This is a genomic window from Nocardioides sp. JCM 18998 (assembly GCF_055391535.1).
Genome location: NZ_AP043886.1, coordinates 34322 through 54813, shown reverse-complemented (window position 1 = coordinate 54813; position 20492 = coordinate 34322). Strand labels below are relative to the sequence as shown.

Here is a 20492-nt window from a genome sequence, read left to right as displayed (position 1 = left end):
GTCACACCTCCACCTTGACGATCCTGCTCATCCACCAGACGCCCACGCTGAGCCAGAGGACGCCGAAGACGAGCATCACCACGCCACGTGGGTCGTGGAAGAGCGGGTGCAGGTACGCGCCGTTGGTGAGCAGCAGGTAGAGCATGAAGATCGGCGGCAGGGCGCCGATGATCCACGCGGACAGCCGCCCCTCGGCGGAGAGCGCGCCGACCTGGCGGCGCAGGTACTGCCGCTCGCGCAGCGTCGCCGCGACCGTGTTGAAGAGCTCGGCCAGGTTTCCGCCGACCTGGCGCTGGATCCGGATCGCCATCACCACCCAGCCGAAGTCCGGGCTCTCGAACCGGGTGGCGATCCCGTCGAGGGCGTCCTCGACGTCGACGCCGAGGCGGGTCTCGACCAGCGCGCGACGGAACTCGCCGGCGATCGGCTCCACCCCCTCGCGGACGACGGTGTCGACGGTCTGTGGGAGGGAGAGGCCGGCCGAGAGCGAGCCGGCCATCAGCTGGAGCGTGTCGGGCAGGGACTCGGAGAACCTCCTACGACGTCGGCTGCGGCGCAGTGACAGGGAGAGCCACGGGCCGATCACGCCGGCCGCCAGGAAGAGCAGCCCCACCACGACGTCGCCGCGCCCGAGCAACAACCCGACCACGGTGGCCCCGACGGCGACGACGACGTGGATCAGCAGCCACTCGGCGGGCTTGAGGTCGCTGCCGGCGCCGTCGAGCGCCCGGGCGATGCGCGCCTCGGCGGAGGCGTTGCGCCGGAGCAGGCCGGCGGCAGCCGTACGGGCCGAGGCGAGCACCTGCTGCGCATCGACCCGCGCACCGCCGCTCGCAGCCTCCGGGTGCGCGCCGCCGGTGCGCTCGGTGTAGGTCGTCACCAGGGTCTCGGCGCGGGAGGGTGCGCCCCGGGGGATGAGCGCGACGACGACGCCGAAGAGCCCGATCGCGAGCGCGGCGATGCCCGCGTAGAGAGCCCAGCCGGGCAGCCCGCCGCCGCTCTCGGCGATCGCCGCCCGGGTCACCCGGGTGGGCGCCGGTGCGGGCGTCGCGGCCTGCAGGTCGCTGTCGTACGCCGAGGCCGTCAGGCTTCCGCCGTCGCTCGTCGGCAGGGTGATGGTGACAGTGCCCTGGGCGGCGGTGACATCGTCGGGGAGCGGGGCGGTGACCAGGACCTGGCGGGCCAGCGCGCCGGCCTGGTCGGCGAACGCCTTCGCCAGCGCGGACGCCCCGGCCGGGACGACGTCGCCCCTGCCGGCCTCGGCGAGCTGCTGCAGCGCCGCGTTGGCCTGGCCGCTCTGGTCCACGGCGACCACCTGCACGAGGGCGTCGGCCTGCTTGATCGCGGCCGCGGTCTGTCCGAGGGAGGCGCCGCTTTGGGTGTCGGCGCCGTCGGAGAGGACCAGGAGCGAGCGCTGGCCCTGCGTGCCGGCATCGCCCAGCGCCGTCCGCAGGCCGTCGTAGAGCAGGGTGCCGCCGCTCACGCTGAGGTCGCCGAGGGTGCTGGTCGCCCGGGCACGGTCCCGGGTGGGCGCCAGCGCGGTCCGCACCGAGCCGCCGAACGTGACGATGCCGAGGTAGACGTCCTTCGGCACGGTTGCCACGTAGGTCGCCGCGGCGCTCTTCGCCGCGGCGAACCTCGCCCCGCTCATCGACCTGCTCGTGTCCATCGCGAGGATCGCGGTGCGGCGCACCTCGCCGGTGTCGCCCGCACGGGCACTCGCGGTGGCGTCGTGGCCCGCGATCGTCACCGACACCCCGTCGAGGTCGACCTGGGCGTCCGCGGGGACCGAGACCAGCATCGAGAGCCCGCCGGAGGTCTGCTCGAAGTGGTTGATCTGCGCCCCGCCGTCGGCGTACGCGGGGCACGCCAGCCCGGCCGAACCCACCAGCGCGAGCAGCCCCAGGACGAGAGGGGCGGCGCGGCGAGCCATCACCCGGCTCACCGGAGGCGGTCCGTCGCGAAGAGGAGGGGGTCGACCGTCACGTTGGCGTACGACATCTTGTCCAGCACCTTCGGGCGCAGGCCGCTCGGGCGCAGGTGGCCCAACGCCCGGCCGTCGCGATCGAAGCCCGCGCTGTTGTCGAAGGTGAAGATGTCCTGCAGCGTGATCACCTCGCCCTCCATCCGCTCCACCTCGGTGATGTGCGTGATGCGACGCGCCCCGTCCTTGAAGCGGGTCTGGTGGACGATCAGGTCGACTGCGGAGGAGACCTGCTCGCGGATCGCGCGCAGGGGCAGCTCCATGCCGGCCATCAGCACCATCGTCTCGAGCCGGGAGAGGGTGTCGCGCGGGCCGTTGGAGTGCAGGGTGCAGATCGAGCCGTCGTGGCCGGTGTTCATCGCCTGGAGCATGTCGAGTGCGGAGGCGTCGCGGACCTCGCCGACGATGATCCGGTCGGGGCGCATGCGCAGGCTGTTGCGGACCAGGTCGCGGATGGTGACAGCGCCCTTGCCCTCGATGTTCGCCGGGCGGGACTCGAGCCGGACGACGTGTGCCTGCTTGAGCTGGAGTTCGGCGGCGTCCTCGATGGTGACGATCCGCTCGTCGTCGGGGATGAAGCTCGACAGCACGTTGAGCGTCGTCGTCTTCCCGGCGCCGGTGGAGCCGGAGACGACGATGTTGAGCCGCCCGCGGACCGCTGCCTCCAGGAAGTCTCGAGAGGCGTCGGTCAAGGAGCCGAACCGGACCAGGTCGGCGACGGTGAACGGGTCGGCGGCGAACTTGCGGATGGTCAGGGCCGAGCCGTCGATCGACAGCGGCGGGACGACGGCGTTGACCCGGGAGCCGTCGGCGAGACGGGCGTCGACCATGGGGGAGGACTCGTCCACCCGCCGGCCGATGCGGGAGACGATCTTGTCGATCGTGCGGCGCAGGTGCGCCTCGTCGGTGAAGTGCGCGTCGGCCCGCTCCAGCCGCCCGCGGCGCTCCAGCCAGACGCTGTCGTGGCCGTTGACCATCACCTCGGAGACGTCGGGGTCGCGTAGGTAGGCCTCGATCGGGCCGTATCCGAGGATGTCGTCGGTGATCTCCTGCGTCACCCGGGCCCGGTCGCTGGTCGACAGCGGCCGTTCCTGGCTGCCGAGGACGTCGGCGAGGACCGTACGGACCTGCCGGTCCAGCTCCTGCTGGTCCATCTCGACGTCGTAGAGGTGCGGTCCGAGCTGCTTGAGCAGCTCGGCGTGCACACTCGCCTTGAGCTCCTCGGTCCGCTCCTGCTGCTGGGCTGCCAGCGAGCGGCGCTGCGGGGTCTCGGCGATCGGGGCGCTCGCGGAGAGGCGGCCGGGACCGTCGGCCCGGCGCTTGCCCACCGACGCGGCGGCGGGGTGGAGGATCGGGGCGGGCGGCTCTGCGGGTGGATCGGCGGGCGGCTCGGCGGGTGGATCGGCGGGCGGCTCGGTATTGCTCTGCTCGTGCTGGGGCTCGTGCTCGTCCTGGTGCTGGTCCTGGTCCTGGTGCTGGTGCTCGGGGAGCGTGTGCGCCTCCTGGGCGGCGAGTGCGGCCTGGTCGGCAGCCTCCTTGGCCGCGATCGCTTGGTCCGCAGCCTCCTGTCGGGCGGCGGCGAGTCGGTCGGCCAGGCTGGTCATCGACTCACCTCCGCTTCCAGAAGCCCCGCGTCGGGGCGGTGATCGGCGCCGGCGACGCCGCCGCGCCAGCCTCGCTCGCCGGTGGGGCGACCCGCTGACCGGCGAGCAGCGACGCCATCGCGATGACGGCCAGGCTGATCGGGTGCTGGGGGTTGCGGGCCACGATCGGCTTGCCCGCGTTGGTGGCGGCCGCGACCTCGGTCGAGCTGGCGATCCGGGCCTCGGGCCGCATGCCGAGGATGCCCTCGACCCGGTCGGCGCTGATGCCGACCTCGTCGTCGGCCCGGTTGAGCAGCAGGTGGCGGTGCTCCGGGGCGATGTTGAGCATGTCGAGCGTCTCGAGGGCGACCTTGACGTTCTTCAGGGTCGGTACGTCGAGCGTGGCGACGATGCAGATCTCGTCGGTCTCGTCGAGCGCCGTCAGGGTCTGCTCGTCCAGCGCGGGCGCGGTGTCGATCACGACGAAGTCGAAGGTCTGCTTGAGGGTGCGGACGACCTGCGAGATCAGGGTCGCCGAGACCCGCTCGCGCACGTCGGGGTGCGAGGGCGCGGCGAGCACCATCATCGCGTCCTGGTGCTGGGTGAGCAGACCGTCGAGCAGGGTGGTGTCGATCGCGTCCTCGGAGCCGATCGCGTGCTCGATCGAGTGGGTCGGGAACAGCTGCATGGTGATCGACACGTCGCCGAACGCGAGGTCGAGGTCGACGAGGCAGACCCGGCGCGCGCCCTGCTCGGCCAGCGCGATCCCCAGGTTGACCGCCATCGTCGTCTTGCCGACGCCGCCCTTGGGCGACCAGACGGTGATCACCTTGCCCTCGTTGGGGCCGGTCGCAGCGGCGCCCCGCAGCGCCGCGAAGAGCCGGTACGCGCGGTCGACGGCCGCCGCGACGTTCTCCACCGAGCCGCTCGCAACGACCTCGCGGGCGCCCGAGGCGACGGCCCGGGCGAAGGTGTCGGTGGAGACCTGGTCGCGTACCAGCACGACCGACGCGGCAGGCCGGCTGGTCCGCAGGCTGTCGCAGGCGGCCAGCGCCTCGTCGAACGGCACGGTCGGGCCGACCAGCACGACGTACTCGTCGGGGTGCTGGCTCATCCAGCCGTGCACCCGGTCGGTGTCGGCGACCGCCTGGGTGCCCGGCGGCAGGCTGCGCAGCAGCGCATCAGCGATCGCGTGGTCGGGTTCGACGATGACAGGCATGGCGATCCGTTACCCGAAGAGGTTCGCCAGCGTGGTGGCGGGGCCGGGCGCCACCTTGCTGGAGTCGGTGAGCAGGGAGAAGGCCAGCTGGCCGTTGCCCTGGGCGAAGAGGATCCGCTGGGCGTCCTGCTGCGAGACGGCGAGGGTGAGCAGTGTGCTGGGCAGTTGCTCGGTGTTGGCCACCGAGCCGTTTGCACTGGTGCCGGCCGTGCCGGCCGTGCCGGCGGCGCCGCTGCCGGCGGTGTCGGAGGTCGCGCCGACGCCGATGACTGTCACCTTGGGTAGTAGCAGGCGGGTGAACGGCTGTCCGCCGGCGGCCCCGCTCATGAACACCGCGATGTTGGAGCCGGGGTTCACGAAGCCGGCGACCCTGGCCGGGTCGCTGAGACTCACCGAGATCGCTGTCTTGCCGTCCGGGATGGGCAGCGCGGAGACCGGGACGGCGGTCTTGCCGAACTTGCTGGCGATGATCTGCTCGCCGGGGTAGATGGTGGTGAGTGCCACCTGGCCGGTCAATGCGGTGGTGCCGGTCTGGTAGCCGGGGAGCAGCTCACCACGGGTGACCGGCTTCAGCGCGAGCTTGCCGCTGCTCGAGGCCAGGTCGATCGACTCGCCCGGGTTGATCTGGGTGGTCGCTGTCATCACCTCGACGGTGTCGTACCTGTCCTGGGCCCGGTTGTCTGCGCCGCGGGCGTACAGGAGCACCAGGACGACCCCGAGCGCTGCGACGATGGCGGCGGCCACCACGAGTAGCTTGCGTCGGTCCATCCCGACCCTCCGTCCGTCGATCCCAGCGCGCACGGGACGGGTCACGTCATCGTGATCAGTCGTCCCCCCGTGCACGACTGTAAAGACTGGAATGCGCTCGTGGTAGCGGTTTCGTGCGTTCCGTTGCCACCCGGACGGGTGAGATCGCTAGTCCGAAATGACCAGGGGCCGGGGCGAATGCCCCAGCCCCTGTCTATGTAATACCTGTGTTCCGCGAGTGGCAGGAGTGGTGAACGGGACCACCCGCGAGGCGGTCAGCGACGGTAGAGCGCGTCGACCTCGTCCTTGAACTCGCGCATCACGATGTTGCGCTTGAGCTTCAGGCTCGGCGTGAGCTGGCCGCCCTCCTCGGTCCACGCGTCCGGCAGGATCGCGAACTTCCGGATCGCCTCGGCCTGTGAGACCGCCTTGTTGGCGTCGTCGACGGCCTTCTGGACCTCGGCCTGCAGATCGGCGTCGTCGTAGAGCTCCTCGACGCCGCCCTGCTTGCCGTGCGCGGCCGCCCAGGTCGGCAGCGACTCCGGGTCGATGGTGACCAGGGCGCCGATGAAGGGCTCGCCGTCGCCGACGACCATGCACTGGTCGACCAGGACGTGGGCGCGCAGGCGGTCCTCGAGGACGGCGGGGGCGACGTTCTTGCCGCCCGCCGTCACGATGATCTCCTTCTTGCGGCCGGTGATCCGGACGAAGCCCTCGTCGTCGACCTCGCCGAGGTCGCCGGTGTGGAACCAGCCGTCGACGATCGCGCCGGCGGTCGCCTCCGGGTTGTTCCAGTAGCGGTCGAACACCTGGCCGCCCTTGAAGAGCAGCTCGCCGTCGTCGGCGACCCGGACAGTGGTGCCGCCGAGCGGGCGGCCCACCGAGCCGATCTTGATCGCGTCGGGCAGGTTGACCGTCACCGCGCCGGTGGTCTCGGTCAGGCCGTAGCCCTCGAGCACGGTCAGGCCGATGCCGCGGTAGAAGTGGCCGAGCCGCTCGCCGAGCGGGGCGCCGCCGGAGACGGCGTACTGGCAGTTGCCGCCGAGGGCGTTGAGCAGCTTGCCGTAGACGAGTCGGCTGAACAGGGCGTGCTTGGCGCGCAGCACCAGCGGCACACGACCCGCCGCCTCGGCGCGGGAGTACGCGATCGCGACGTCGGTCGCGATGTTGAAGATCTTGCCCTTGCCGTCGGCCGCGGCCTTCTGCGACGCGGTGTTGTAGACCTTCTCGAAGACGCGCGGCACGGCCAGGATGAAGGTCGGCTGGAAGGCGCCGAGGTCGTCCAGCAGGTGCTTGATGTCGGGGGAGTGGCCCAGCCGGGTGCGCGAGCGCACGCAGCCGATCTGGATGATCCGGGCGAACACGTGGGCCAGCGGCAGGAAGAGCAGCGTGCTGGCGCCCTCGATATGGAAGAGGTTCTCCAGCTCCTCGACGGCGACGCCGAGCTCGACCATGAAGTTGCCGTGGGTGAGCACGACGCCCTTCGGGCGGCCGGTGGTGCCGGAGGTGTAGATCAGGGTGGCCGGGTCGGAGGAGGTGATCGACGTCCGCCGCTTCTCGACCTCCTCGTCGGAGACGTCCGCGCCGAGGGCGACCAGGGTCGCGACGGCGCCGTCGTTGAGCGACCAGACCCGGGAGACGTCGAGACCGGTACGGGCCTCCTCGACCCGGGCGGCGTGGTCGGCGCCCTCGACGACGATGGCGTGGACGCCGCCGTCCTCGAGGATCCAGCGGACCTGCTCGGTCGAGGAGGTCTCGTAGATCGGCACCGTGACGGCGCCGGCGAACCAGATCGCGTAGTCGAGCAGCGTCCACTCGTAGCGCGTCTTGGAGAAGATCGCGACCCGGTCGCCCTGCTGGATGCCGCCGGCGATGAGTCCCTTCGCGACGGCGATCGCCTCGGCATGGAACTGCTCGGCGGTCACGTCCTCCCACTCGCCGGAGGAGCCCGGGCGGCTGAACACCACCGTCTGTGCGAAGTCGCGGGCGTTGCGCACCACGTCATCGGTCAGGTTGCCCGCGGCCTGAAGCTCGAAGGTGGCCGGGGTGGAGAACTCGCGCACTACTTCCTCCGCACGTACTGCTGGTCGGTCGACTCGGGCACACTACCGCTCGGTAACCAGCCCTCGGGAGAGGGGCATCGACATCCGGTAGGCTGCCAGTCTGTCCGACCCCGGTCGGAGCCCGTCAAGCGAGCCTCCGCGCGAGGCCCGAAACGCGAAGGCAACCCATGGCCGAACAGACCACCTCCTCGATCGTCGTGCAGGCTGCGCCTGGTGCGGTGATGGACGTGATCGCCGACTTCTCCGCCTATCCCGTGTGGGTCAAGGGGATGACCGTCGCGCAGGCCAGCGGCACCACGCCCGAGGGCCGCGCCGAGCAGGTCCGCTTCGTCCTCGACGTGCCCCCGATCAAGGACGACTACACGCTGGCCTACACCTGGGACGGCGATCGCAAGGTCTCCTGGCGCCTGGTCGACGGCACGCTCCTGCGCACGCTCGACGGGGCCTACCTGCTGCGCGACCTCGGCGACGGCAGCACCGAGGTCACCTACCAGCTCGCCCTCGACCTGGCGATCCCGCTGATCGGGATGCTCAAGCGCAAGGGCGAGAAGATGCTCATCGAGACCGCGCTGCGGGGGCTGAAGACGCGCGTCGAGTCGCTCTAGGGCATGCCGCTGATGCGCGTCCTCCTCTTCACCGGGAAGGGGGGTGTCGGGAAGTCGACCGTCGCCTCCGCCACAGCCGCCCGGGCGGCCGCCGCCGGCCGCCGCACCCTCGTGATGTCCACGGATGCGGCGCACTCGCTCGCCGACGCGTACGGCACCGCGATCGCGGGTGGCTCGCCGACGGAGGTGGCGCCGGGCCTCTTCGTCCAGCAGATCGACGCCCAGCGCCGCTTCGAGGAGTCCTGGGCCGACATCCAGGGCTACCTGCTCAGCGTGCTCGAGGTGGTCGGCGTCGACCCGGTCGCCGCCGAGGAGCTCACCGTCATCCCCGGCGCGGAGGAGGTGCTCGCGCTCCTCGAGCTGCGCGAGCAGGCCCACTCCGGTCGCTGGGACGTCATCGTCGTCGACTGCGCCCCGACCGCGGAGACACTGCGCCTGCTGGCGCTGCCCGAGGCGCTGGGCTGGTACATGCAGCGCATCCTGCCGATGCAGCGCCGCCTCACCAAGGCGCTCAAGCCGGTGCTGACCAAGGCCTCCGGGGTGCCGATGCCCGGCGACACCGTCTTCGACGCCGTCGAGCGGCTGCACCGCGAGCTCGGCGAGGTCCGCGAGCTGCTCGCGGGTCCCGAGGCGTCGGTCCGGCTGGTGCTCACCCCCGAGCGGGTGGTCGCGGCCGAGGCGCGCCGCTCCTTCACCACCCTCTCCCTCTACGGCTACCGCGTCGACGGCGTCATCGCCAACCGGGTCTTCCCGGCCGACGGTGCCGACGACTGGCGCGCCGGCTGGGTGGTGGCCCAGGACGAGGTGCTCGCCGAGGTCGAGGCCTCCTTCCCGGGGCTGCCGGTGTGGCGCTCGGTCTACCGCTCCGGAGAGCCGGTCGGCGTGCCGGCGCTGCGGGCACTCGCCGAGGACGTCTACGGCGGCGACGACCCACTCGCCGTCCCCACCGGTCGCGGCCCGTTCCGCATCACCCGGATCGCCGACGGTGCGATCGCACACCTGGCGCTGCCCGGAGCCGAGCGCGACCAGGTGCACCTGGGCCGCAACGGCGACGACCTGGTCGTCACCGTCGGCTCGTACCGTCGTCTCCTCACCCTCCCCGCGGGCCTGGCCCGCCTCCAGGTGGAGGGTGCCCGCGTGGAACAGGGGGAGCTCCAGGTACGGTTCCGCGAGCGGTCGAACGCAGGGAAGCGACCGCCGGTGTCGGACGCTGGGGAGGATCAGCCGTGACCGAGGGTCAGGACCCCTCCCGCGAGGACGGGCACGCAGTGGGCAGCGCCGCCGAGGAGGCGGCCAAGCTCTTCGGCGCCCTCGGCGACTGGGCGAAGCACCACAGCGGCGACGTCGCGAGCAACCTGGCGGTCGGCCTGACCGCCGGGCTCGCCGGCCTGGCCGGCCACGCCCAGGCGGCCGCCGCCGACCTCGGTCACGAGGCCGGCCGCAACCTCGACGAGCACCTCGCGACCGGGTCGCCCGAGTGCACGTACTGCCCGATCTGCCGCACCGTGCACATCGTGCGCGAGGCCTCGCCCGAGGTGCTCGCGCACCTGGCGACGGCCGGCGCGGCGCTGCTGCAGGCCGCCGCCGCGGTGCTCGCGGCGGCGGGCACCTCAGCCCAGGGTTCGCGTCGCGAGCCATCTGTCGAGAAGATCGACCTCGACACGGATCAGAGCTGGTCGACCGATTGGCCGACCGACGAACAGGAGAACGAGCAGTGACCGCACTCGCGTGTGGCGTCGACGTCGGTGGCACCAAGATCCTTGGTGGCGTCGTCGATGACCAGGGGACCATCGTCGAGGAGGTCCGGGTCACCTCGCCCGCGACCGACCCTGACGCGATCCAGGACGCGATCACCTCGGTCGTGCTCGACCTCAAGAGCCGACACGAGATCTCGTCGGTGGGCGTCGGCGCGGCCGGGTACATCGAGAAGGCCCGTCGTACGGTCATGTTCGCGCCCAACATCGCCTGGCGCGACGTGGACCTCGCCGATCGCATCGAGAAGAAGACCGAGCTGCCCGTCGTCATCGAGAACGACGGCAACGCGGCCGCCTGGGGCGAGTTCGCGTTCGGCGCGGGCGCCGACGTCGACGACCTGCTGATGGTCACCGTCGGCACCGGCGTCGGTGGCGGCATCGTCCTCGACGGCGAGCTCTACCGCGGTGCCTTCGGCGTCGGCGGCGAGATCGGCCACATGCGGGTCGTGCCCAACGGCATCCCGTGCGGCTGCGGCAAGCTCGGCTGCTTCGAGAAGTACGCCTCCGGCAGCGCACTGGTCCAGCAGGTCCGCGACGCGGCGGCGACCGACTCCCGCGCCGCCGCCCTGATCGAGCACGCCGGTGGCTCGATCGGCGCGATCAACGGCCCGATGGTCACCGAGCTCGCCCAGGCCGGCGACGCCTTCTGCGTCGACGCGCTGGTCGTCCTCGGCACCTGGCTCGGCGAGGGCATCGCCTCGCTGACCGCCGTCCTGGACCCGGCCGTGGTCGCGATCAGCGGCGGCGTCGCCGACGCCGACGAGCTGCTCCTCGGCCCGGCCCGCGAGGCGTTCCTCGCCCAGCTCACCGGCCACGGCTTCCGTCCCGAGCTCGAGATCCGCAAGGCGTCGCTCGGCAACAAGGCCGGGCTCGTCGGCGCGGCCGACCTGGCCCGGCGCTAGCCAACGACATGGGCGGGCAGGAGGTCGGGGCGAGCGGTGCGGGCGACGGCGTCTACGTCGGCGTCGACATCGGCGGCACCAAGGTGATCGCCGCGACCGTCTCCGCCGCCGGGGAGGTCGGGCCGATCGCCCGCCGCTCCACGCCCGGACGCCGCGTCGACGTCGCGCTGGTCGAGGACGCGCTCACCGAGGCGATCTTCGAGGCGGCCGACGGCCGCCCGATCGCCGCTGTCGGCATCGCCGCGGCCGGCTTCGTCGACGCGTACGGCGAGCGGGTCATGTTCGCGCCGCACCTGCCCTGGCGCGACGACCCGACCCGCTCGCGGCTCGAGGCGCGCTGGGGGATCCCGGTCGCGCTCGACAACGACGCGAACTGCTCGGCCCGCGCCGAGATCTCCATCGGCGCGGCCCGGCATGCCGGCGACGTGCTGATGGTGACGATGGGCACCGGCATCGGCGGCGCCGTCGTGCTCGGCGGCACCCTGCTGCGCGGCCGCAACGGCATGGCCGGCGAGTTCGGCCACATGCAGGTCGTCCCCGACGGCCGGGGCTGCGAGTGCGGCGGATCGGGCTGCTGGGAGCAGTACTCGTCGGGCAACGCCCTGGTCCGCTACGCGCGTCGCCGGATCATCGAGTCCTACGCCGGCACCACCCGCCTCGAGGAGCTCACCGGCGGCGTCCCCTCGGCGCTGACCGGACCGATGGTCACCGAGGCCGCCCTCGGCGGCGACCGGATCGCGCTCGACGCCTTCGACGAGATCGGCGGCTGGCTCGGCGTCGGCATCGCCAACCTGGTGGCCGCCTTCGACCCCGAGCTGGTGGTGGTCGGCGGCGGCGTGTCGGCCTCCGGCGACCTGCTGCTCGACCCCGCCCGGGCCGCGCTGGAGCAGTCGCTGGTCGGTGCCGGGCACCGCGTGATCCCGGGCATCGTCCGCGGCGCGTTCGGTCCGGAGTCCGGCGTCGTCGGCGCCGCCGCGCTCGCCCGCTCCGTCCGATAGGTGCCTTGCGCCGAGTGGTCTGTGGCGGGTCGGTAGGGTCGCGCTGTGACTAGTGCTCCCCGGACGACGTGGTTCGAGCGGAACACCCACCACGGGCGTGAGTGGACCCTCGACTCCCTGGTCGAGGCCAAGGCCGAGCACCGGGTGAGCCTGGTCGTCCCGGCCCGCAACGAGGCCGCCACCGTCGGACAGGTCGTCAGCCGAGCGCGCGAGGCGCTGATGGAGACCGCGGCGCTGGTCGACGAGATCGTCGTCATCGACTCCGACTCCACCGACGCCACCGCGCGGATCGCGGCCGAGGCCGGAGCCGCGGTCCACTCCGCGGCCGGGATCCGCCCCGACCTGGGCACGTACCCGGGCAAGGGCGAGGCGATGTGGAAGTCGCTGTTCGTCACCGAGGGCGACCTGATCGTCTTCATGGACGCCGACCTGGTCGAGTGGGACACCCACTTCGTGCCCGGCCTGCTCGGCCCGCTGCTCACCCGCCCGGAGATCTCCCTGGTCAAGGGCTTCTACCAGCGCCCCGGCGAGCACGGTCTCGACGGCGGCCGGGTCACCGAGCTGGTCGCCCGCCCCCTCATCGCGCTGCACTATCCCGAGCTTGCCGGGCTGGTCCAGCCACTGGCGGGGGAGTGGGCCGTGCGACGCAGCCTCTTCGAGACCCTCGCGGTGCCGGTCGGGTACGCCGTCGAGATCGCCGCGCTGATCGACACCCTCGCCGGTGCCGGCGCGGACGCCATCGCCCAGGTCGACCTCGGCCGTCGCGGTCACCGGCACCAGGACCTCTTCGACCTCGGCCTGATGGCCACCCAACTGCTCGCCGCCGTCGCCCGCCGCCAGCAGGGCGCCCCGGCCGACGCGGTGACGGGCCTCGACCGGATCGCGGTCCAGCAGTTCCTGCCCGACGAGACCGGCATCGCGCACACCCCGCGCGCCGTCGGGATCCACGAGCGCCCACCGGCCTGGGAGGTCCGATGACGCTGCGCCTGCGCAAGCACACCTTCGGCGACGACGAGACCCTGATGATGGCGATCGTGAACCGTACGCCCGACTCCTTCTTCGACAAGGGCGCCACCTGGGCCGAGGACGCCGCCTTCGAGCGGGTCCGGCTGGTGGTGGGGCAGGGTGCCGAGATCGTCGACATCGGCGGGATCAAGGCCGCGCCCGGCGTCGAGATCGGCCCGGCCGAGGAGAAGGCGCGGGTCGTCGACTTCGTCGCGCGCGTCCGCGACGAGTTCCCGGACCTGGTCATCAGCGTGGACACCTGGCGTGCCGAGGTCGGCGCCGCGGTCTGCGAGGCCGGCGCCGACGTGCTCAACGACGCCTGGGGCGGCGCGGACCCGGAGCTGGTCGACGTCGCCGCGCAGTACGACGCCTCGATCATCTGCACCCACACCGGCGGCGTCACGCCCCGCACCCGCCCCTACCGGATCCACTACGACGACGTGATGCGCTCGGTCCTCGACGACACCCTCGCCTACGCCGAGCGGGCGCTCGCCGCCGGCGTCGCGCGCGAGTCCATCGTCATCGACCCGGCCCACGACTTCGGCAAGAACACCTTCCACTCCCTGGAGGTCACCCGCCGGCTGGGGGAGATGGTCGAGACCGGCTGGCCGGTCCTGGTGAGCCTGTCCAACAAGGACTTCGTCGGCGAGACCCTCGACCGCCCGGTCGGGGAGCGCCTCCTCGGCACCTTGGCGGCGACGGCGATCTGCGCCAACGCCGGCGCCCGGATCTACCGGGTCCATCAGGTCGAGGAGACCCGCCAGGTCGTCGACATGGCGTGGACCATCGCCGGCCGGCGCCTGCCTGCCCGAGCCATCCGGGGGATCCAGTGAGCGGGCACAGCGAGACGTCGAGGCGCGTCGTCCTCATCCCCGGGGTGCTCGCACTGCTGCCCGAGCACGCCTCCTTGCACGATCCGGTCGCCGAGCTCCGGGCCGCCGTCACCGAGGCCGTCGCGTGGCTCGGTGGCGACGTCGAGATCGTCGCCTCCGAGCAGGGCCGCCGGGTCGCGGAGAGCGTGCTGGCCGGGGTCTCGACAGGCTCGGCCTCCGCCCGCGGGCGCGCGGTGCTCGTCGTGGGCAACGGAACGGCGTGCCGTACGGAGAAGGCGCCCGGCTTCCTGGACGAGCGCGCCGAGGCGTACGACGCCGCCCTGCGACGCGCCCTGGTCGAGGACCCGGCCGCCCTCGCCGACGTCGACCAGGTGCTCGCCGAGGAGCTGTGGGCCGACGTCGCGGCGCTCCCGTGCCTCGCCGGCCTGGTCGCCGGTGCGCGCGCCGAGGTGCTCTACGACGACCTCCCGTACGGCGTGCAGTACTGGGTGATCCGCTGGCAGGCATGATCCGGCGGGCATGATCTAGACCATGGGCGCGGGACTCGACAGCGTGCTCGGCCGTGCGGTCGCGCTGCTGCGCGCGTTCGGGCCCGAGGATCCGGTGCTCTCGCTGGCCGAGCTGTCCCGGCGCACCGGGCTGCCCAAGGCGACCGTCCACCGGATGGCCGGCGACCTGGTCGAGCTGCGCCTGCTCGACCGCGTCGAGGGCGGCTACCGACTCAGCGGCGGCCTCTTCGAGCTCGGCATGCGCGCCTCGGTCGAGCGCAGCCTGCTCGAGCTGGCGATGCCGTTCCTGCAGGACCTCTACGAGCGCACCCACGAGACCGTCCACCTCGGGGTCGCCGAGGGCCACGAGGTCGTCTACGTCGCGAAGATCGGCGGCCACCGGCAGGTCGCCACCCCGTCCCGTACGGGCGGGCGGATGCCGATGCACTGCACCGCGATCGGCAAGGTGCTGCTCGCCTACGCCGACGCGCCGACCCAGCAGGCCGTGCTCACCGGGCCGCTGGAGCGTCGTACGCCGCACACGATCGTCGCGCCCGGCCTGCTGCGCCGCCAGCTCGCCACCGTCCTGGAGAAGGGCGTGGCGTTCGAGCAGGAGGAGTCCACGGTCGGGCTGCGCTGTGTGGCGGCCCCGGTCCTGGATGCCGGTGGCCGCGCCGCGGTGGCCGCGATCAGCGTCACCGGGCCGGTCGGCCGGTTCCGTCCCGAGCAGCACGTCGCCGCCGTACGGGCCGCCGCGACCGGCCTGTCGAGCGTGCTGGTGCGGACCAGCCGAGCGGTCACCGACACGCCATCAGAGGTTCCGCACACCTTTTCTTGACTCTTTCAAGATTAAAGAGAAGGATGCGAGTCATGTCGTCCCTGCCCCAGTACGAGCAGATGCTCCGGGGCGCCGAGCTGCGGGTCACGCGACCGCGACTGGCGGTCCTCGATGCGGTGCACCAGCACCCCCACGCCGACACCGACTCGATCCTGAGTGCGGTGCGCACCGCGCTGCCCGAGGTCTCCCACCAGGCCGTCTACGACGGTCTCAACGCGCTGACCGCGGCCGGACTCGTGCGTCGCATCCAGCCGCGCGGCACGGTCGCCCGCTACGAGTCCCGCGTCGGGGACAACCACCACCATGTCGTCTGTCGTGTCTGCGGAGCCATCGCCGACGTCGACTGCGCGGTCGGGCACACCCCGTGCCTGACCGCCTCGGACGACCACGGCTTCGTCATCGACGAGGCCGAGGTCATCTACTGGGGCATCTGCTCCGACTGCGCCACCACCAGCCTCTGAGAACCCCACACGGACCCATACGAAGGGATTGAACATGACTGAGGAGAGCCCCCAGGGCATCGACCGCAAGGCGGAGGGCGGCTGCCCCGTCATGCACGACGGCGCCACCAGCCGCGGCAGCGAGAGCGAGAACCCCGCGCTGAGCTCGCCGACCCCGCAGACCGGCGGCCGGCCGCGCACCAACAAGGACTGGTGGCCCAACCAGCTCGACCTGTCCGTCCTGCACGCGCACTCGACGGCCGGCAACCCGCTCGGCGCCGACTTCGACTACGCCGAGGAGTTCAAGAAGCTCGACGTCGAGGCGCTCAAGGCCGACGTCGCCGCCGTCCTGCGCGACTCGCAGGACTGGTGGCCGGCCGACTTCGGGCACTACGGCGGCCTGATGATCCGGCTGAGCTGGCACGCCGCCGGCACGTACCGTATCTACGACGGCCGCGGCGGCGCGGGTGAGGGCCAGCAGCGCTTCGCTCCGCTCAACTCCTGGCCGGACAACGGCAACCTCGACAAGGCCCGCCGCCTGCTGTGGCCGGTCAAGCAGAAGTACGGCCAGAAGATCTCCTGGTCCGACCTGCTCGTCCTGGCCGGCAACGTCGCCCTCGAGGACATGGGCTTCACCACGTTCGGCTTCGCGTTCGGCCGCCCGGACACCTGGGAGCCGGAGGAGATCTTCTGGGGCTCCGAGGACACCTGGCTCGGTGACGAGCGCTACGCCAGCGCCGAGGAGCGACGGCTCGACGACGCGCTCGGCGCCGTCCAGATGGGTCTCATCTACGTCAACCCCGAGGGCCCCAACGGCAACCCGGACCCGGTGGCCTCGGCGCGCGACATCCGCGACACCTTCGCCCGGATGGCGATGAACGACGAGGAGACCGTCGCCCTCATCGCCGGTGGTCACACCTTCGGCAAGACCCACGGCGCCGGCGACGCGGCCCTGGTCGGCCCCGAGCCCGAGGGCGCCCCGCTCGAGGCGCAGGGCCTGGGCTGGAAGAGCAGCCACGGCAGCGGCAAGGGCATCGACGCGATCACCTCGGGCCTCGAGGTCACCTGGACCTACCACCCGACCCGGTGGGACAACGAGTTCTTCCACATCCTGTTCGGCTACGAGTGGGAGCTGTTCCAGTCGCCGGCCGGTGCCAACCAGTGGCGCCCGGTCAACAACGGCGGCGCCGGCCTGGTCCCCGACGCACAGGGCGAGGGCAAGCGCGAGCCGCGCATGCTCACCTCCGACCTGGCGCTGCGGTTCGACCCGGAGTACGAGAAGATCTCGCGCCGCTTCCTGGAGAACCCGGAGGAGTTCGCGGACGCGTTCGCCAAGGCCTGGTACAAGCTGCTGCACCGCGACATGGGCCCGATCAGCCGCTACCTCGGTCCGTGGGTGCCGGCGGAGCAGCTGTGGCAGGACCCGGTCCCGGCCGTCGACCACGAGCTGGTCTCCGACGCCGACGTCGCCGCGCTGAAGGCCACGGTCCTCGAGTCGGGTCTGTCGATCTCGCAGCTGGTCAACACGGCATGGGCGTCGGCTGCGAGCTTCCGCTCCACCGACAAGCGCGGTGGCGCCAACGGTGCCCGCCTGCGTCTGGAGCCGCAGCGGAGTTGGGCGGTCAACGCCGGGACCAGCGAGGTCATCGCGAAGCTGGAGGAGATCCAGGCCGGATTCAACGCCGGCGGCAAGCAGATCTCCCTGGCCGACCTCATCGTCCTGGCCGGCAACGCGGCGGTCGAGAAGGCCGCCAAGGACGCCGGCGTCGAGGTCACCGTGCCGTTCCACGCCGGCCGTACGGACGCCGCGCAGGAGCAGACCGACGTCGACTCCTTCCGGGTACTCGAGCCGCGCGGCGACGGCTTCCGCAACTACGTCCGCCCGGGCGAGAAGCTGCCGGTGGAGACGCTGCTGGTCGAGCGTGCCTACTTCCTCGACCTCACGGCCCCGGAGATGACGGTCCTGCTCGGCGGCCTGCGAGCGCTCGGCGCCAACGCCGGCGAGAGCAAGCACGGCGTGCTCACCGACCGCGTCGGCGTGCTGTCGACCGACTTCTTCGCCAACCTGCTCGCTCCGGGCACCGAGGTGAAGGCGTCGACGGGCGAGGAGAACGTCTACGAGATCCACGACTCCGCCTCCGGCGAGGTGAAGTGGACGGCCACCGCCAACGACCTGATCTTCGGCTCGAACTCGCAGCTGCGGGCGCTCGCCGAGGTCTACGCCGCCAACGACGCGCAGGAGAAGTTCGTGCGCGACTTCGTCGCCGCGTGGGTGAAGGTCGCCGAGCTGGACCGCTTCGACCTGAAGTGATCTAGACGCACCCACGACAGAGGGCCGGTCTCCTACGGGGACCGGCCCTCTTCGCGTCGCTCACGCCGGCGCGGCGGTGCTCACCCGCCACAGCCGGTGCTCGCCGGCCAGGCCCTTGAGGTCGGTGGTCGCGACGAGCTCGACGGCCAACGCCGGGGCGCCGGCGACCGCGTCCCGCACGTCCTCGCTCACCAGCACCTCGTCCGCGCCGGCGTGGGCGGCGACGCGGGCAGCCATCGCGACGTTGCGGCCGAAGTAGTCGCCGTCGTGGGAGAGGACCTGGCCGGCGTGGAGGCCGATCCGGACGTGGACCTCGGCCAGTCGCAGCCGGCGTCGCCCGGGCAGCCCGGCCTGGATCGCCAGCGCCGCGCGCACGCCGGCGAGGGGGTCGGGGAAGACGACCATGTAGCCGTCGCCCTGCGACTTCACCACGTGGCCGCGACGGGCCTCGACCTCGCGTCGTACGACCTCGTCGTGGGCGCGCAGCACCTTGAGCCATTGCTTGTCGCCGAGCCGCTCGTTGGTCGCGGTGGAGTCGACGATGTCGGAGAAGAGGATCGTCACGGTGCCGTCCGGTGTCGCGATTCGCTCGATCTCGAGCCGGTCGTCGGTGACGAACCGTGCCAGGTCGTCGAAGGAGGCGCTCACCAGGCCGCCGACCCCGCCCTCGCGGAGCCGACCGGTGGCGAGGACCGCCGCCCGGGCCGCACCGCGCGCCACCCGCGCAGCCCTGCTGTCGGTCCGCTCGCCGAGGGCGTCGGCCGCGACGGCCTCCAGCCGGTGCACCGACGACTCGAGCTCGTCGATGCGCGCCCGCGCGGCGCGCAGCTGGCTCCGCTGGTGCGCGGCAAGGAGCCCGCCCGCGATCAGGACGATCACCAGGACCAGCGCGAGCAGCGTCAGCGCGACGCTCACCGCACTGCCTTCGGCGGCAGCGACGCCGCCCGGTCGAGCCCGATGCCGATCCAGTGCCGGAACGCCGCCGGGTCGAGGGCGGTGTCGTCGACCCGGAGCCAGCCGCTCATCGCGCGACCGCGCATCACCATCGGGTGCGCTGCCGGATCGGCGAGCAGTCGCTCGGCCTCGTCGGGGGAGCAGCGCAGCATGAGCCCGCCGCTGCCGCTGGCCGCGACCGCCATGTTGCCGTCGATCAGGAAGGCGAGCCCGCCGAACATCCGCCGCTCGATCGCCTGCGGGGCCGCATCGGAGAGCACGTCGCGGATCCGGGCGGCGAGGGTCTCGTCGTACGCCATGGGCCCAGTGTCGATGCTCCGGTCGGGTGGGTCCAGCGTCGTGCCGGTCCATCGAGGTATGCAGCCGAACCAACACTTCCCACGGTGAGTTCCGCACGGGAAGCGCGGGTTCGTCTGCATACCTTGCCGAACCGGCACCCGGCACTCAGGCGCTGAACGGCACCAGCGCCATCGGCGTGGAGGTGGGCTGCGGTGACCCACCGGTCGGCTCGACAGTGATCCCGGCCCCGGTCGCCGTCGCGACGTCGCCCGACAGCGTGGTCGTGCTCCTCGCGCCGGAGTCGAGGAAGCCCGCGGGATGCATCGTGCCGGCGGGGTCCTGCAGCCACAGCTGGTAGACCTTGCCGCTCGGTGCCTGCGGCATGTCCTGGGCGACCACCGCGGCACGATCCAGGCTGGCCGAGCGGTAGACCGTGACGGTCGCGCCGTCCGCGCGGGCGACGTAGCTCTGCGCGTCCGGGGCCTGCTGGATCTGGGCGACGGCGGTGAGCTGCTGCGGCGCCGAGGACGTCCACGGATGCCAGGCCACCGCGCCCAGCGCGATCACGGCCGCCGCCGCGATCAGTCCGATCCAGCGCCGGCGTGTCCGGGCCCGGCGGTCGGCCTGCTCGATCACGGGAGGGAGCGGGCGTACGGTCCGGATGTCGGCCAGCAGGCGCTCTCGGAGCGCGTCGGGCGGCTCGACGGCGGTGATGTCGGCGAGGGTGGCGGCCGCCTCGCGCAGGCCGTCCACCTCGGCCTGGCAGGCCTCGCAGCCGGCCAGGTGGCGCTCGAACTCGGCGCGCTCCTCGTCATCGAGGGCATCGACGGCATAGGCGCCCGACAGGGCGTGAATGTCGTAGTTCATCGGGCCAGTGCTCATCGGACGCTCCCCACTCCCATCGTGTCTCGTAGGCGGATCAGGCCGTCCCTGATCCGGGTCTTGGCGGTGCCGACCGGTAGGTCGAGCATCCGGGCCACCTCGCTGTGCGTGTAGCCCCGCAGGTAGGCCAGCTCCACGGCCTCGCGTTGGACCGGGGTCAGCGTCGCGAGCGCCGACCGTACGCGGTGGGCCTCCAGCGATGCCGTGGCCGCCTCGGCGGTCTCGTCGTGGCTGACGGGCCGGTTGGTGTCGTGATACGCGGTGTCGCGCCGGGTGGCGGACTCCGCCGCTCGGACCCGGTCGACCGCGCGCCGGTGGACGATGGTCAGGATCCAGGCGGCGGCACTGCCGCGATCGGGATCGAAGCGCGACGCGTTGCGCCACACCTCGAGGAACGACTCCTGGGTCACCTCCTCGGCCTGCGCCGGATCGCGGACGACCCGCAGGCTCAGACCGTGTGCCTTGGCCGCGGTGGCGTCATAGAGCGTGGCGAAGGCCTGCTCGTCACCGCGCGCCGAGCGCTGCAGCAGGGAGGCCAGATCGGGGCCGGGCGGCGCTCCCTCCTCGGGGGCACCGCCCGGGACCGATCGCAGGTCGTTCATCTGTC

20 protein-coding genes are annotated in these 20492 nt (G+C 72.3%); 11 read left to right on the top strand and 9 right to left on the bottom strand.

Translation table 11 applies throughout. The annotated features are described in order from the left end of the window. Window position 1: 1 nt before the first annotated feature. The 5 genes from ACZ5L9_RS00270 to ACZ5L9_RS00250 form a co-directional block, all read right to left on the bottom strand. On the bottom strand, window positions 2-1933 hold the full coding sequence (locus tag ACZ5L9_RS00270; protein WP_464532144.1) for a type II secretion system F family protein: 1932 nt from the start codon (window positions 1931-1933) through the stop codon (window positions 2-4). A gap of 8 nt (window positions 1934-1941) precedes the next feature. After that, the gene (locus ACZ5L9_RS00265; RefSeq protein ID WP_464532139.1) at window positions 1942-3588 is read right to left on the bottom strand and encodes a CpaF family protein; all 1647 of its coding nucleotides are present in this window, start codon (window positions 3586-3588) and stop codon (window positions 1942-1944) included. Between the two features lie 4 nt (window positions 3589-3592). Further along, window positions 3593-4786, bottom strand: a complete 1194-nt coding sequence (locus ACZ5L9_RS00260) for an AAA family ATPase (RefSeq protein WP_464532136.1) — start codon at window positions 4784-4786, stop codon at window positions 3593-3595. 9 nt (window positions 4787-4795) lie between these two features. Beyond that, complete coding sequence (gene cpaB / locus ACZ5L9_RS00255) at window positions 4796-5554, bottom strand: Flp pilus assembly protein CpaB (protein WP_464532132.1); 759 nt, start codon at window positions 5552-5554, stop codon at window positions 4796-4798. 254 nt (window positions 5555-5808) lie between these two features. Beyond that, window positions 5809-7596, bottom strand: coding sequence for an AMP-dependent synthetase/ligase (locus ACZ5L9_RS00250; protein WP_464532130.1), 1788 nt, complete (start codon window positions 7594-7596; stop codon window positions 5809-5811). 167 nt (window positions 7597-7763) lie between these two features. On the opposite strand from ACZ5L9_RS00250, the gene ACZ5L9_RS00245 reads away from it, so the two are divergent. Genes ACZ5L9_RS00245 through katG form a run of 11 tightly spaced genes read left to right on the top strand, consistent with a single transcriptional unit; the run spans window position 7764 to window position 17770 of the window. Beyond that, window positions 7764-8201 carry an SRPBCC family protein gene (locus ACZ5L9_RS00245; protein WP_464532128.1) on the top strand — a complete coding sequence of 146 codons (438 nt, stop codon included), beginning with the start codon at window positions 7764-7766 and terminating at the stop codon, window positions 8199-8201. Window positions 8202-8204: 3 nt separating this feature from the next. Next, window positions 8205-9431, top strand: coding sequence for an ArsA family ATPase (locus ACZ5L9_RS00240; protein ID WP_464532124.1), 1227 nt, complete (start codon window positions 8205-8207; stop codon window positions 9429-9431). Further along, a complete protein-coding gene (locus ACZ5L9_RS00235; RefSeq protein ID WP_464532121.1) occupies window positions 9428-9919 on the top strand; it encodes a hypothetical protein in 492 nt (163 codons plus the stop codon). The genes ACZ5L9_RS00240 and ACZ5L9_RS00235 overlap by 4 nt, the downstream gene beginning before the upstream one ends. Continuing rightward, window positions 9916-10857: an ROK family glucokinase gene (locus tag ACZ5L9_RS00230; RefSeq protein ID WP_464532118.1), complete on the top strand. Its 942-nt coding sequence runs from the start codon at window positions 9916-9918 to the stop codon at window positions 10855-10857. The genes ACZ5L9_RS00235 and ACZ5L9_RS00230 overlap by 4 nt, the downstream gene beginning before the upstream one ends. An 8-nt stretch (window positions 10858-10865) precedes the next feature. Beyond that, window positions 10866-11855 carry an ROK family protein gene (locus ACZ5L9_RS00225; RefSeq protein ID WP_464532114.1) on the top strand — a complete coding sequence of 330 codons (990 nt, stop codon included), beginning with the start codon at window positions 10866-10868 and terminating at the stop codon, window positions 11853-11855. A gap of 45 nt (window positions 11856-11900) precedes the next feature. Then, window positions 11901-12833 (top strand): glucosyl-3-phosphoglycerate synthase, encoded by a 933-nt coding sequence (locus ACZ5L9_RS00220; RefSeq protein ID WP_464532112.1) that lies wholly within the window; start codon window positions 11901-11903, stop codon window positions 12831-12833. Beyond that, a complete protein-coding gene (folP, locus tag ACZ5L9_RS00215; RefSeq protein WP_464532109.1) occupies window positions 12830-13693 on the top strand; it encodes a dihydropteroate synthase in 864 nt (287 codons plus the stop codon). Before ACZ5L9_RS00220 ends, folP begins: the two co-directional genes overlap by 4 nt. Then, window positions 13690-14202 (top strand): class III extradiol ring-cleavage dioxygenase family protein, encoded by a 513-nt coding sequence (locus ACZ5L9_RS00210; RefSeq protein WP_464532105.1) that lies wholly within the window; start codon window positions 13690-13692, stop codon window positions 14200-14202. The genes folP and ACZ5L9_RS00210 overlap by 4 nt, the downstream gene beginning before the upstream one ends. Window positions 14203-14224: 22 nt before the next feature. After that, complete coding sequence (locus ACZ5L9_RS00205; RefSeq protein ID WP_464532101.1) at window positions 14225-15019, top strand: IclR family transcriptional regulator; 795 nt, start codon at window positions 14225-14227, stop codon at window positions 15017-15019. 32 nt (window positions 15020-15051) lie between these two features. Next, entirely contained in the window at window positions 15052-15480 is a 429-nt protein-coding gene (locus ACZ5L9_RS00200; protein WP_464532098.1) for a Fur family transcriptional regulator, read from the top strand. Window positions 15481-15514: 34 nt separating this feature from the next. Then, window positions 15515-17770, top strand: coding sequence for a catalase/peroxidase HPI (katG, locus tag ACZ5L9_RS00195; protein WP_464532096.1), 2256 nt, complete (start codon window positions 15515-15517; stop codon window positions 17768-17770). 60 nt (window positions 17771-17830) lie between these two features. Here the strand turns inward: katG and ACZ5L9_RS00190 are convergent, their stop codons facing one another. The 4 genes from ACZ5L9_RS00190 to sigK all read right to left on the bottom strand — a co-directional run bounded on the left by ACZ5L9_RS00190 (window position 17831) and on the right by sigK (window position 20487). Further along, entirely contained in the window at window positions 17831-18685 is an 855-nt protein-coding gene (locus tag ACZ5L9_RS00190) for an adenylate/guanylate cyclase domain-containing protein (protein ID WP_464532093.1), read from the bottom strand. After that, window positions 18682-19023 carry a TfoX/Sxy family protein gene (locus ACZ5L9_RS00185; RefSeq protein ID WP_464532089.1) on the bottom strand — a complete coding sequence of 114 codons (342 nt, stop codon included), beginning with the start codon at window positions 19021-19023 and terminating at the stop codon, window positions 18682-18684. The genes ACZ5L9_RS00190 and ACZ5L9_RS00185 overlap by 4 nt, the downstream gene beginning before the upstream one ends. A 145-nt stretch (window positions 19024-19168) precedes the next feature. Next, window positions 19169-19885 (bottom strand): anti-sigma factor, encoded by a 717-nt coding sequence (locus ACZ5L9_RS00180; RefSeq protein WP_464532085.1) that lies wholly within the window; start codon window positions 19883-19885, stop codon window positions 19169-19171. Further along, window positions 19882-20487 carry an ECF RNA polymerase sigma factor SigK gene (gene sigK / locus ACZ5L9_RS00175; RefSeq protein ID WP_464532081.1) on the bottom strand — a complete coding sequence of 202 codons (606 nt, stop codon included), beginning with the start codon at window positions 20485-20487 and terminating at the stop codon, window positions 19882-19884. Before sigK ends, ACZ5L9_RS00180 begins: the two co-directional genes overlap by 4 nt. Between the last annotated feature and the right edge of the window lie 5 nt (window positions 20488-20492).

Bases quoted from the DNA above. Each gene is read 5' to 3' on its own strand.
- folP (WP_464532109.1), top strand. From the start codon at position 12,830: ATGACGCTGCGCCTGCGCAAGCACACCTTCGGCGACGACGAGACCCTG.
- ACZ5L9_RS00260 (WP_464532136.1), bottom strand. From the start codon at position 4,786: ATGCCTGTCATCGTCGAACCCGACCACGCGATCGCTGATGCGCTGCTG.
- ACZ5L9_RS00270 (WP_464532144.1), bottom strand. From the start codon at position 1,933: ATGGCTCGCCGCGCCGCCCCTCTCGTCCTGGGGCTGCTCGCGCTGGTG.
- ACZ5L9_RS00205 (WP_464532101.1), top strand. From the start codon at position 14,225: ATGGGCGCGGGACTCGACAGCGTGCTCGGCCGTGCGGTCGCGCTGCTG.
- sigK (WP_464532081.1), bottom strand. From the start codon at position 20,487: ATGAACGACCTGCGATCGGTCCCGGGCGGTGCCCCCGAGGAGGGAGCG.
- ACZ5L9_RS00245 (WP_464532128.1), top strand. From the start codon at position 7,764: ATGGCCGAACAGACCACCTCCTCGATCGTCGTGCAGGCTGCGCCTGGT.
- ACZ5L9_RS00265 (WP_464532139.1), bottom strand. From the start codon at position 3,588: ATGACCAGCCTGGCCGACCGACTCGCCGCCGCCCGACAGGAGGCTGCG.
- ACZ5L9_RS00225 (WP_464532114.1), top strand. From the start codon at position 10,866: ATGGGCGGGCAGGAGGTCGGGGCGAGCGGTGCGGGCGACGGCGTCTAC.
- ACZ5L9_RS00200 (WP_464532098.1), top strand. From the start codon at position 15,052: ATGTCGTCCCTGCCCCAGTACGAGCAGATGCTCCGGGGCGCCGAGCTG.
- katG (WP_464532096.1), top strand. From the start codon at position 15,515: ATGACTGAGGAGAGCCCCCAGGGCATCGACCGCAAGGCGGAGGGCGGC.
- cpaB (WP_464532132.1), bottom strand. From the start codon at position 5,554: ATGGACCGACGCAAGCTACTCGTGGTGGCCGCCGCCATCGTCGCAGCG.
- ACZ5L9_RS00180 (WP_464532085.1), bottom strand. From the start codon at position 19,885: ATGAGCACTGGCCCGATGAACTACGACATTCACGCCCTGTCGGGCGCC.
- ACZ5L9_RS00185 (WP_464532089.1), bottom strand. From the start codon at position 19,023: ATGGCGTACGACGAGACCCTCGCCGCCCGGATCCGCGACGTGCTCTCC.
- ACZ5L9_RS00240 (WP_464532124.1), top strand. From the start codon at position 8,205: ATGCCGCTGATGCGCGTCCTCCTCTTCACCGGGAAGGGGGGTGTCGGG.